At 59.6% G+C, this 11,774-nt stretch carries 14 protein-coding genes and 1 tRNA gene; 3 read left to right on the plus strand and 12 right to left on the minus strand.

The window, feature by feature from the left end:
- Nucleotides 1-246: 246 nt before the first annotated feature.
- The 3 genes from LC354_RS23235 to LC354_RS23245 form a co-directional block, all read right to left on the minus strand.
- Complete coding sequence (locus tag LC354_RS23235; RefSeq protein WP_223428364.1) at nt 247-1,068, minus strand: lysophospholipid acyltransferase family protein; 822 nt, start codon at nt 1,066-1,068, stop codon at nt 247-249.
- On the minus strand, nt 1,065-1,826 hold the full coding sequence (locus tag LC354_RS23240; protein WP_223428365.1) for a GNAT family N-acetyltransferase: 762 nt from the start codon (nt 1,824-1,826) through the stop codon (nt 1,065-1,067). The genes LC354_RS23235 and LC354_RS23240 overlap by 4 nt, the downstream gene beginning before the upstream one ends.
- A gap of 81 nt (nt 1,827-1,907) precedes the next feature.
- Nucleotides 1,908-2,096 (minus strand): DUF3553 domain-containing protein, encoded by a 189-nt coding sequence (locus LC354_RS23245; protein ID WP_223428366.1) that lies wholly within the window; start codon nt 2,094-2,096, stop codon nt 1,908-1,910.
- 26 nt (nt 2,097-2,122) lie between these two features.
- On the opposite strand from LC354_RS23245, the gene LC354_RS23250 reads away from it, so the two are divergent.
- The gene (locus tag LC354_RS23250; RefSeq protein WP_223428367.1) at nt 2,123-2,719 is read left to right on the plus strand and encodes a histidine phosphotransferase family protein; all 597 of its coding nucleotides are present in this window, start codon (nt 2,123-2,125) and stop codon (nt 2,717-2,719) included.
- Here the strand turns inward: LC354_RS23250 and LC354_RS23255 are convergent.
- The 9 genes from LC354_RS23255 to LC354_RS23295 all read right to left on the minus strand — a co-directional run bounded on the left by LC354_RS23255 (nt 2,716) and on the right by LC354_RS23295 (nt 10,319).
- Nucleotides 2,716-3,981 (minus strand): glutamate-5-semialdehyde dehydrogenase, encoded by a 1,266-nt coding sequence (locus LC354_RS23255; RefSeq protein ID WP_223428368.1) that lies wholly within the window; start codon nt 3,979-3,981, stop codon nt 2,716-2,718. The genes LC354_RS23250 and LC354_RS23255 overlap by 4 nt on opposite strands.
- 74 nt (nt 3,982-4,055) lie before the next feature.
- Entirely contained in the window at nt 4,056-5,162 is a 1,107-nt protein-coding gene (gene proB / locus LC354_RS23260) for a glutamate 5-kinase (protein ID WP_223428369.1), read from the minus strand.
- Nucleotides 5,150-6,184, minus strand: a complete 1,035-nt coding sequence (gene obgE, locus LC354_RS23265) for a GTPase ObgE (protein ID WP_223428370.1) — start codon at nt 6,182-6,184, stop codon at nt 5,150-5,152. The genes proB and obgE overlap by 13 nt, the downstream gene beginning before the upstream one ends.
- A gap of 163 nt (nt 6,185-6,347) precedes the next feature.
- Nucleotides 6,348-6,884: a GNAT family N-acetyltransferase gene (locus LC354_RS23270; protein WP_223428376.1), complete on the minus strand. Its 537-nt coding sequence runs from the start codon at nt 6,882-6,884 to the stop codon at nt 6,348-6,350.
- 2 nt (nt 6,885-6,886) lie between these two features.
- Nucleotides 6,887-7,489 (minus strand): LysE family translocator, encoded by a 603-nt coding sequence (locus tag LC354_RS23275; RefSeq protein ID WP_223428371.1) that lies wholly within the window; start codon nt 7,487-7,489, stop codon nt 6,887-6,889.
- 80 nt (nt 7,490-7,569) lie between these two features.
- Nucleotides 7,570-7,839 carry a 50S ribosomal protein L27 gene (gene rpmA / locus LC354_RS23280; protein WP_223428372.1) on the minus strand — a complete coding sequence of 90 codons (270 nt, stop codon included), beginning with the start codon at nt 7,837-7,839 and terminating at the stop codon, nt 7,570-7,572.
- Nucleotides 7,840-7,851: 12 nt separating this feature from the next.
- Entirely contained in the window at nt 7,852-8,526 is a 675-nt protein-coding gene (locus LC354_RS23285) for a 50S ribosomal protein L21 (protein ID WP_223428373.1), read from the minus strand.
- A gap of 189 nt (nt 8,527-8,715) precedes the next feature.
- Nucleotides 8,716-9,492: a hypothetical protein gene (locus LC354_RS23290; protein ID WP_223428374.1), complete on the minus strand. Its 777-nt coding sequence runs from the start codon at nt 9,490-9,492 to the stop codon at nt 8,716-8,718.
- Nucleotides 9,492-10,319 carry a DUF2059 domain-containing protein gene (locus LC354_RS23295; protein WP_223428375.1) on the minus strand — a complete coding sequence of 276 codons (828 nt, stop codon included), beginning with the start codon at nt 10,317-10,319 and terminating at the stop codon, nt 9,492-9,494. The genes LC354_RS23290 and LC354_RS23295 overlap by 1 nt, the downstream gene beginning before the upstream one ends.
- A gap of 157 nt (nt 10,320-10,476) precedes the next feature.
- Between LC354_RS23295 and LC354_RS23300 the strand changes: the two genes are divergently transcribed.
- Both LC354_RS23300 and LC354_RS23305 read left to right on the plus strand, forming a co-directional pair.
- A tRNA-Ser gene (locus tag LC354_RS23300) sits at nt 10,477-10,566 on the plus strand.
- A gap of 717 nt (nt 10,567-11,283) precedes the next feature.
- A partial coding sequence (locus tag LC354_RS23305) for a transposase (RefSeq protein ID WP_223422653.1) occupies nt 11,284-11,774 on the plus strand: 491 nt, incomplete at its 3' end.

The raw sequence follows: 11,774 nt of genomic DNA on the forward strand, positions 1-11,774 counted from the left end.
AGACGATGTCATCAAGCAGTACCTGGAATTACATTCCGACAAATGATGCCTCCGGCGTCAGCCGGTGGTCCTTCACTTTTTTTACAGCTCCAAATGTACGCCACGGTGCACGATCGGTGCACAGGTGGTGCACCGATCATGCACAGCCCCGCCGCGCGCTTGACCCGCCACAAACGCAACAGTTTTGTTAACCTTGCTGAGTCGCGTTTACGCTTCTGTAACCCGCAGTCGCTCGCGACACTGCACTCAACCGGCGGGATGCCCGGCCCGCACCAATGCCTCGGATGCGGCCGCCAGTGCCTTGCGATCCGCAATGTCCGCGACCCGCAGCGGTGCGCTATACGTCACCTCGACGCGGCCATGACGCGGCAAGGCCAGCATCGTCAAGAGGTGGCTCCCAAAGCTCATATCGCCCCACCAGCCATAGATCCGGGTGTCCTCACCCTCTGGTGCGCGATAAACCACGGAAACAGGCTGAACCGACAGGTGTTCTTTTAAACCGGACGCAAAAAAGGCCGCAAAGAGCGTGGACTTGAACGGCAGGACCCGCAATCCGTCCGTGCTGGTGCCTTCGGGAAAGAACAGCAGTCTTTGCCCGGCCAGAAGCCTTTCCTCGAAAAGTGCGGTCTGTTCCCTGGCGGCCTTCGGATCGCGCGCAATGAACAGCGTCCCCGTGACCCGCGCCAGAAAGCCGATGCCGGGCCAGCCGGAGACTTCGGATTTCGACACGAAATAGACCCGGTCTGACGCGTTCAGCGCAAAGATGTCCAACCAGCTGGAGTGATTGGCCACAATCGCCCCCTGCCCTTGCATGGGTCGGCCAGAACGGTGGAACGCAATCCCCAGCCAGAACAGCGCCAGCCGACACACCGTCCGGGTGATCCACGGCGTCCACGGGCGGGCCAGGCCAAATACCGGCCGTTCGATCAACCGCAACGGCAATAGCAGCGCCAATCCAATCGCGATCGTGAGCAGAAGTGCGCTGCCGCGCCACGCAATGCGAAACACGGCCGAAGGGCCAAATGTCGGCGGCTCCGGCGGCGGCGCGCCGTCCCACGTCACGCTCATTGCGCCGACCCGTATATGCGTTTTTGCCGTTCCGACATCATGCGCGTATCCATGATCAAGCAGACATCCGTCGTGTTGAAGGCATGATCGACATACGCCCCCGCACCGACTACGCCCCCCAGCCTCAGATAGGCTTTGATCAGGGCCGGCACCTGCACCATGGCGGCGCGGCGGTCGATCTTGTCCTCGGGCATCAGGTCCATGCTGTGGGCATTTGGGGCCAAGGCGCGCACGCGCAGCGCTTCGGGGGCAAGGTGCCGGTGGTGCAGGAGCGACAATGGCTGGGCCAGTGCCTGTGGATCCGTGCCGTAAAAGGATGCGACGCCGAACATGATATCAATGTGATGCTGCGCCACATAGTCCGCGAGCCCGGCCCACAGATGCAACATTGCCGTGCCACCGCGATAATCCGCGTGCAGACAGGAGCGGCCAAGTTCCAACAAGGTCCGGCCGGTGGCGCGCAGCGGCGTCAGATCGTATTCGCTCTCCGAATAAAACTGACCCGCCGCGCGCGCCTGCTCTGTCCGCAACATGCGATAGACGCCGACGGCTTTTCCAACGGCATCGTCGTACAGGATCAAATGATCAAAATAGGGGTCGAACCGATCTTGTTCGAGGCGGGCCTGATGATCAACCAGTACGCCGCCCCCCCCCAGTTCGCGCACAAAAACATCATAACGCAACTCTTGAGCCCGGCGCAGGTCATCCTGCGTTTCCGCCAGCGCGACACGGAATTCTGGAGCGGGCTGATCGATCATGACGGCTTCCGCTCGCTTCGGCTCCGACAAGGCAGTTGGCAAGCTGCAATCTCAGATTGCATTGCGTTAAGGTTTCGGAAACTATGGTGTGGCATCAAAAACGGGAATCAAAGCAACCCGGCAGCCGTCGATAACAACCTTGCCCTCTTCACGAAAGTTGACCGTGATCTTGGCGCCGATATTGCTTTGAACTTGTCCAGTGCCCCATTCCGCATGGTCGGGATGGCGCACCAACATGCCGGGAGCCAGAATGGCGTTGAAACTTTCCATGACCAACCTCCTTGGTGGATCCACCGATGGGACAAAGTGACGTAAACCTAGCGGCCCTGATCGGGAGCCGCATTTGTCATGATTTGATATCTCCGATTGGCGCGATCAACAATGGTCTGGAACTGCTTGAGATGTCTGGCGGACGCGACGGGCCGGAAATTGAACTGATTTCTGAAAGTGTCGGCAACGCGAGTGGACGGATCCGCTTTTTCCGGATCGCCTATGGGGCCGCCAGTGATCAACCCATGGGGCGCTCGGACGTGGTGTCGGTCCTCAAGGACAATATGAGCGGAGGGCGCCTTGATGTTGCGTACGGGCCGCTGGATCCGCAACCGCGTTGGGCCATCCGTCTGGTTTTTCTGGCGGTGCAATGCATGGAAACCGCCCTGCCCTATGGCGGACGGATCGAGATCAATTGCGACAACGGCGCATGGGCGCTGACCGGCTATGCCCCCAAGATCATTTTTGAGCCTCAGTTGTGGGATCTGCTGAACGGTGGACCGGCTGACAATCTCGCCCCGGCCCATGTTCAGTTCGCGCTGTTGCCGCGCGTCGCAGAAGACGCGGGCCGAAAAATCGACGTCGCGTTCACCGAAAACGAATTCGTACGCATCCGCTTTTAAGCGCGGATGGTGCCGTTTCCCCGGACCAGATATTTGAAGCTGGTGAGTTGAGCCGCGCCAACCGGGCCGCGCGCGTGCATCTTGCCGGTGGCAATCCCGATCTCCGCGCCCATGCCGAATTCGCCTCCATCCGCAAACTGGGTCGATACGTTATGCATCAGGATTGCGCTGTCGAGCTCGGTCAGGAAGCGTGTGGCGGCTGCGTCATCTTCGGTCAGAATGCAGTCCGTATGGTTTGAGCCATATGTGCGTATATGCGCCATGGCGGCATCCAGATGAGGCACGATGCGGGCCGCGATCTCCATGTCCAGATATTCCTTGCCCCAGTCGTCTTCCGTGGCGCGCAACACGCCGTCAATGGATTGCAGACCCACATCCGCATGGACATGTACGCCCTTGTCCATCAAGGCTGAGACAACGGCTTTGCCGACCGTGTCTGCCACATCCTTATGGATCAAAAGGCATTCCGCCGCGCCACAGATTCCGGTGCGCCGGGTCTTGGCGTTCAGGACCACGTTGAGCGCCTTTTCTGCGTCCACAGTCTTGTCGATATAGATGTGTACGATGCCCTCAAGGTGGGCAAAGACAGGGACCCGCGCTTCACGTTGCACCAAACCGACGAGGCCCTTGCCGCCACGGGGCACGATCACGTCGATCGTGCCCGTCATGGTCAGCATCTCGCTGACAGCGGCACGATCACGGGTGGGCACCAGCTGGATTGCATCTTCGGGTAAGCCTGCATCCCGCAGTCCCTGCTGTAGGGCGGCGTGGATTGCTCCGGAGGAATGAAAGCTTTCGGATCCGCCGCGCAGAATGACCGCGTTGCCTGCCTTGAGGCACAAGGCGCCGGCATCGGCGGTCACGTTGGGTCGGCTTTCGTAAATCACGCCCACAACGCCCAATGGCGTCCGCACCCGTTGAATATGCAGCTCGGTCGGTTGCGTCCAGTCGGCCAGCACTTCTCCGACAGGATCCGCCTGTTCGGCCACGGCGCGCAAGCCGTCAACGATACCCTGAATGCGGTCCTCGTCCAGTCGCAGACGATCCATCATGGCATCCGAGAGACCCTTGTCGCGCCCATATTCCATATCCTTTGCATTGGCGGCAATAATCGCGGCCCGGCTGGACCAGACATTGTCAGCCGCGCTGATCAGGGCGGTCTGTTTGCGCTCCGCGCTTGCAAAAGCCAGAGTGGCCGCCGCCGCCTTGGCGCGCGCGCCAATATCGGCCATCAAGCTGGGAATGTCAGCGAAGTCTTTCATTTGGTGCGTCCTGTGCTGGCGGTACATCAGAGATTCTATGCCTCCGGCGGGGATATTTACAGCCGAAAGAAGGGTTAAAGTGCCATATCATCGCGATGGATCAATGCGGCCCGGCCCGGGTAGCCGAGCAATCCTTCGATGTCGGCGCTGTGATGGCCTTTGATCTTTTGTGCTTCTTCAGCGGTATACCGGCTCAGACCAAGCCCCAGCTGGTGCCCGTCAGGGCCCGCAATCGACACCGGGTCTCCACGTCCAAATGCGCCGCTCACAACATGAACTCCCGCTGGCAATAGGCTGTTTCCGTTGAGCAATGCTCGCATTGCTCCGTCGTCCAGTGTGATCGTGCCACGCGGTTTCATCGCAGCGATCCAACGTTTGCGCGCGGCTTGCGGGTCCAGCGTGGCCGTAAACCACGTGGCGTTCGACCCATTTTCGAGCGCGGTGAGCGGACGCAAGGCCGCCCCATGACAGATTGCCATGGCACAACCGGCGGCTGTCGCGGTTTTGGCGGCCATAAGCTTGGTCTTCATGCCGCCTTTGCTCAGGCCGGACCCCGCATCGCCAGCCTGCGCCTCGATCTGCGGCGTTATTTTGTCGATGACCGCGTAGCGGGTCGCGGTGGGATCATCATTGGGATTTGCGGAATAGAACCCATCCACATCCGACAGCAGGACGAGCATGTCCGCCCCGATAGTGGCCGCAATTTGTGCCGCCAGACGGTCATTGTCGCCGAACCGGATTTCATCCGTGGCAACCGTGTCGTTCTCATTGACGATCGGCAGCGCGCCAAGCGTGATCAACTGCTCAAGCGTGGCGCGGGAATTGAGGTAGCGGCGTCGGTCGCGGCTGTCCTCCAAGGTCATCAGGACCTGCGCCGTGGTGATCCCATGCGGTGCCATCACCTCTTCGTAAGCGCGGGCCAGACGGATCTGACCGACCGCGGCGGCGGCTTGGGATTGTTCCAGCGCAAGATCCGTTGCAGGCAGGTTCAGTGCGCCACGGCCCAAGGCAATCGAGCCTGAGGAGACCAGTGCTACCTGCACGCCCGCGGATTTGAGCCATGCCACGTCAAGCGCCAGCCCTTCCAGCCAGTCCGATCGCAGCGCGCCTGTCGACCGGTCGACCAGCAGAGCCGATCCGATCTTGATCACCAACCGCCTGGCGGAGGTCAGGGGTGCCACTGTTCGGCCTCTTCTGCGGGTTTGTGGCGCAGCCGGTCGTCGTCAATCTGATTGCGCAGGCTGCGCAACACTTCGGTGAGGCCGTCGCGCGCAACTCCGGACATCATCATGACTGGGCCGCCGGAGGCTTTTTCCAATTCTTTCCGAGCTGTTACACGCTCATCCTCATCCAGCGCGTCGATCTTGTTCAGGACCGTGACCCGAGGTTTGTCAGCAAGCGCGCCACCATAGGCTTCAAGCTCACCGATGATGGTGGCGTAGTCCTCCGCAATCTGTTGCGATGTCCCGTCGATCAGGTGCAGCAACACGGCACAACGTTCGACATGGCCGAGAAACAGATCGCCCAGCCCCCGTCCTTCGGAGGCGCCCTCGATCAGGCCGGGAATGTCGGCGACCACGAATTCGGTGTTATCGACGCCAACAACACCCAGATTGGGGTGCAGCGTGGTGAACGGATAATCCGCAATTTTGGGGCGGGCATTCGAGGTTGCCGCCAAAAAGGTCGATTTGCCCGCATTTGGCAGGCCCAGAAGGCCGACGTCCGCGATCAGCTTGAGGCGGAGCCACAGCGTGCGTTCCACACCTTCCTGGCCGGGGTTAGAGCGACGGGGCGCCTGATTGGTGGCAGATTTGAAATGCAGGTTGCCCCAGCCGCCATTGCCGCCACGGGCCAGTTCGACGCGTTGGCCCACTTCGGTCATATCAGCGACGACTGTTTCCTGATCTTCGTCCAGGATCTCGGTACCGACGGGGACGCGCAGCACGATGTCGTCACCGTCTTTGCCGGTGCGCTGACGTCCCATGCCCGGAATGCCGTTCTTGGCGAAAAAGTGCTGTTGGTAGCGAAAATCAATGAGTGTGTTGAGCCCGTCCACAGCTTCGGCCCAGACGGAGCCTCCCGTGCCGCCGTCCCCGCCATCGGGGCCGCCATACTCGATGTATTTTTCGCGCCGGAACGAGATGCAGCCACCGCCGCCTGCGCCGGACCGAATGTAGACTTTGGCGAGATCAAGAAACTTCATTTGGGCGTCCTACTGCATATTCAGAGGGAGGTGAACGGGTTTTCGAATTCCATGGTCTTGTGTTTGGGGGCCTTGTGTTTCGGGGCCGCTGGGTGGGGGCTCTGCCCCCGGCGCGATGCGCCTCCCCCGGGATTTTCCCGAACAGAGAAGCAAGGGCAGTGGGCTAGAGGTTTCTGCTATATGTCCATGTGGGGACGGGTGTGTCGCGGGCCACGCAAAAGGCTTCGGCATCTCCGAGATATTCGAAGCCGCAATGAGTCAGGACACGGGCTGACGCCGGGTTGTCCTGAAAGACAGAGCCGAACATGGTTGCATTACCCATCGGGTTGGCCTCGACCAGGGCCTGTACTGCATCTGAAGCAAGGCCGGTGTTCCAATAGGGCGGAGCCACCCAATAGGCGACTTCCGATTGGTTCCGATCCATCCGTTCGAGCCCGATGACGCCCATCACTTCGCCGCCGCCGGTTTTCAGCCCGTCGATGATCCAGACATCTGAGTCGCGGTCATCTTGCATCGCACGGGTGACAAAGGCCTCGATCATACCGGGCGGCAGCGGGTGCGGGATTGACGTGGTCATCGTCGCCACACGCTTGTCGGCTGCATAGAGCTCGATCAAGCCCATGTCTGATTTTCGTATGGGCCGCAGCACGAAACGATCCGTTTCGATCGTGGGTTGGCCTGAAATCGTCTTCATCTCCATCGTCATGTTCCTCCTCCGAACAAAACAAACAGAACCGATGCGACCGTCAGGGCCGCAAGGCTGTACATCAGATAGGGTTCCGCAGGCGTTCCTGCGAGGGTGCGGGCGATCCGGTCACCGGCGAGTGTCCAAAGCGGGTGCAGAACGACCTGAGTCGCCAGCAGAATGACGGCGATGGTCGCCGTGGCGGTCAACGGATCGGTGCCCGGTGTGACAAATCCGGTGAAGCCCGCGACGATCATCGCCCAGGCCTTGGGATTGAGCGGGTGCACGATCAGCCCAGCTGCAAAGCCCGGCGCGCTGGAGGCTGGGTCTGTAGGGCCAAGGCGCAAGTTGGCCACCTTCCAGGCCAGCCAGATGATATAGGCCGCAGACGCGTATTTGAGCGCCTCAAATATCCAGGGCGCAGCGGACGCCAACTCCATCAACCCAAAGCCGACCGGCCAGATCACCAGCTGTTTGCCAAGGGCCACGCCGGCCACGAAGGGCAAGGCCGCCCGGAAACCGTAGCGCGCGCCGGTAGACAGAAGCGCCATGTTGGCAGGGCCCGGCGTTCCGACCTGACTGGCCGCGAACACGGCAAAACTGGCGATGGCGACAGTCACGGCGTGCGCCTTTCGAAAAAGAGAAAAGGGACCGGCGTATCCGCCGATCCCCCGAATTTTCATGAAATCCGTTTAACGGCTTACTCGGCAGCTTCCGCTTTCGGCAGAACCGAAATGAACGTGCGTTGCTTGAGACCCTTGTGGAAGGTCACAGCACCGTCGACGGTTGCAAAGATCGTGTGATCCTTGCCCATGCCGACGCCTTCGGCAGGCCAGAACTTGGTGCCGCGCTGACGGACGATGATGTTGCCGGGAATGACGGCTTCGCCGCCATATTTCTTGACGCCAAGGCGGCGACCTGCGGAGTCGCGTCCGTTACGGGATGAACCGCCTGCTTTTTTATGTGCCATGCGTGTCTCTCCTTAGCCTTTTGTCTTTTCTTGGGCCTGTTCGATCCAGCCTTCACGCTCGATCCGGCCTTTGAAAGACAGTTTCTCGTTCATGTCGGCAACATCTTCTTCGGTCCATGCTGCGACTTGTGCGAATGATGTCACGCCAGCGGCGTGCAGTTTTTTCTCAAGCGCCGGGCCAACACCGGACAACTCTTTCAGGTCGTCCGCACCTGCGGGCGCAACGTCGGCGTCCTGGGGTGCTGGCGCCTCTGCCTTGGGAGTGTCTGCCTTCGGCGCTGCTGCTTTCTTGGCAGGCTTGCCTTTGGGCACTGTTACGGCAAAGTCGAAACCCGCGCCGTTTTCAGCTGCCATGATCCCGGATGCCGCGGCACCAGACGTCAGGATATCGGTCACACGCACCAGCGTCAGTTGCTGCCGATGGCCTTTGGTCCGCTTGGAGCTGTGCTTACGGCGGCGTTTGACGAAGTTGATCGTCTTGGGGCCTTTGAACTGTTCGATGACTTCGGCTTGGACACCTGCATCCTCAACGATCGGCGATCCGACCACGGGGCTGTCGCCGCCGATCATCAGCACTTCGTTGAATTGGACTTTGTCACCTGCATTTGCGGCCAGTTTTTCAACACGGAGCGTATCGCCGGATTGAACTTTATACTGTTTGCCGCCGGTTTTGAGAACCGCGAACATATGTCGTTCCTTTATCTGCCGCGTTCTGTGGCCCCGGATTTCCGGCGTTTTTGGCACCCTTTTTCGGGGGCCGCCTCGAACAGCGCGCCCCTTTCGGGGACGTCATTTAAACAAAACAAGCCAGCACGTGCTGGCCGGAGATGCGGGCTTATGTGCCTATCGCACCTTCAAGTCAAGCCACAAAGCTAACTAGAGTTCATCGGCGGGCATCAACAGACCGACGGCCTGTCCCAGAGCAAAAGACAGCGTAGTATAACTGTCGCCGAAAGCTTCGAAAATCGCGTCATCCACGGCGGCCCCGACTTCGGTGCGCCAGAAGTCGGAATAGATATCGATATCCTCATCGCTCAAAGCGGACAGGGTCAGCGCATAATAGCCCAACAGCCATGTTTCGGTTTCGGCTGCGATACCGTCCCGCAAGTCTTCGGCGTCGGGCGCGGGCATCGGGGATCTGGTGGATTGTGCGAAACCGTCAAAAAAAGCGTTTTGGGCTGAAACACCTGCATCCGTGTTCCGTTCGACCAGATTGCGCAATGCGATGAAATCCCTGACCTGAGCGCCCGATTGTGCGCCTGCGGCCTTGGCCATAACGGCGACGTCGTTGTCCAGCATCGCCTCGCGGGCCTGCACCTCAAGCAAGACGATGCGTTGGCCCACGTCACTGTCGAAGAAAACAAGTGCCGTGCGGGCGAGGTCCGGATCAAGGGTTTCGGCCACGCCAATGCGTAACGCCCGTTCCAACCGGGTCGGATCGTAAAGCTTGCGCACCGTTTCCGCCCAGACCGAGCCACCCTGCCCGCCCAGAAAATCCGCATCCAGGGTTTTGCCCGTCGCCTCGCCTTCCACGCTGAACGCGCGGATCAATTCAGGCATTCCCATCGCGTCGATCAACCGATCGATATCCGGTTCTGCCACGGCTGTCGTTGCGCAGACCCACAGGCCCAGGGCAGGCGCGAGCAGACGCATCACAATTCCTGGCTGGGTTGCAGTGCACTCATGGCGCGGGCCAACGCTTCGAACCGGTTCGCCATGACCTCGAACTGGACCGCGTTCATCAGGTCATAGACCTGGCGCATTTTTGGATGCTCCAACGCTTCGGTATAGGCCAGCATCTCTTCATCGGAGAACGCCTGATAGGTGTAGGCGGCGCCCTTTATCGCGTTCTGCTCAAGATCGGCGCGCAATTCATCCTCGTCCGCGCTTAGACGTTCGCGCAAGTCCGGCTCTTCCATCTGCAGGTCGATGACCCCTGCCCCGGCTGCGGCCATCAGAAAACGCACTTGGACTTCACGGATCGCACGCAAGCCCGTTCCAGCACTGTCCGACGCTTCGGTCATCCGCTCCAGATAGGTCAGGCGTTCGCTGTCCAAACGCTCAAGCCCGGCGACGATGGCCGCGCCGCTTTCGGATTTGAGCGCATCATCCTCACTCATGTGGGACGCGTTTTCCGCCACAACCAGGCGCTGCCCCAGATCGGTCGCGTAAAAGTCAGCCGCATGCGTCAGCAGGTCGTCCGTCAGGGTTTCCGCAAGGATATCCAGCGCCATTTCGTGCATGACTTGGGTCGCAAACACGCCACGCGTCAGCCGTGTCCATTCTGACCCGAAGTCGTCCGCTTCGAGACCGAGCATGTTGGGCGCGGCTTCAGCGGACAATGCTATGCTTTCCAGTGCAACATCAAAACCGGTCACTTCCAGGAAAGTCTCAAGCTTGGCCCGATCGGCCGCGGCGGCAATCGCCGGGAGCAGCAGGCAAAAGAGCAAAGTGACAATGGCAGAACGTATCGCGCGCATGGTGACCCTTTCAAATTGTAGAGGCGGTATACAGCGAAAGTGAACGTATGTGAATCCGCGCGAACGTCCACCAAAATTCCTGTGAGCGGCAAATACAGCGAAATGTGCCTTGCTCTTGGATGCGCTAGACACTAAACGGCCCGAACCAGACCCCCGCGGAGAGGTGCCGGAGTGGTCGAACGGGGCGGTCTCGAAAACCGTTGTGGGTGCAAGCCCACCCAGGGTTCGAATCCCTGTCTCTCCGCCACTCTTTCTTTTAAGTAATTGAAATTCCTTTATAATTGAAAAAGTCAACAAGGCTACAGACACTCCTAGCCGCCATTGTTGATGTGCTTGTTTTTACCGGCATTCTTTCTCTAAAGCTGCTTGCGGAACGTGGCGCAAACCATTCGTTGTGGATTTTATAGCGACGCAGGCCAAGGTCAGCGGTTGTTGGTTTGGTGTTGTCGTCGCCAATGCATATCATTCTTTGAGCGGACAGTAGTGAATCCCGCAGAGAATGACAGTTCAGAGCCCGAAGTACCCTGCCGCTAAAGTGCGGATTGAGTTTTGTGGTTCTCTTTGCTTTGGATGACTGCTCTGGCGACATTGGCCGCACCGCAGCGGTGAGCGTGCCGCATACGCAAAACAATGCTGCGTCAGCGAAGGCAAAAAATCCTAGATCTGTTTTGTCCGCACCTTTCCAGTTCGTGCACTGCGCAGCGAGCGGCGCGGTTTCCCGAACTAGCCACTCGTGACCAGCGCGGCAAAGGCATAGTCAGAGCCCCGTTTGACCGATGCTGCATTGTGTACGAATGACTGGTATCACGAATGAGGCAAAAACCTTGAACAACAGTTTGGGTTTTGAACGGGGTTTGTGACAGCACCAAACCCGCATTCCCCAAGTAGATCTCTGATTTCGCTGTCTTGAACGTGATATTTTCTATATATATCATGGCGTTGGTTGCTGCGGAGGATGTGTTTCATGGATCACCCAGAGGGTGCGGGCTTGCAGCGGGCAGATCGTGTGGATTTTGACCCTCGCGTGCGGCTGGAATTCCGGGGCGCTCAGCTCAGTTCGGATGGCGGCCTTCTGGTGATGCGCGAGCTTGATGACGCGCTCGGTCTGTCCAATCTGGCGTCTGCTGCCCTGTGCGATAATCGCCGTGGCAAAAACACGATCCACCGGCTCGACGGGCTGTTTCGGCAATCGGTCTACGGCCGGTTGGCAGGATACGAGGACGTCAATGACGCCGACCGTCTCGCGCTCGATCCCGTGATGCGCCAGGTTGTCGGTGGCCGTGCCGTCGATGCGCAGGCCGCATCCACGTCGCAGATGGGCCGGTTCGAGACCGAGGGACTGGCGACCGCAGAGAACCGGGCGGCTCTGTCTGATCTGAACGGCCAATGGATTGACCGGTTTCATGACCGCAACGGGCTGAAGTATATTGTGCTGGACATGGACAGCTCGGTCAG

The sequence above is a fragment of the Tateyamaria pelophila genome (assembly GCF_019966495.1).
In the GTDB taxonomy this organism is placed as follows: Bacteria; Pseudomonadota; Alphaproteobacteria; order Rhodobacterales; family Rhodobacteraceae; genus Tateyamaria; species Tateyamaria pelophila.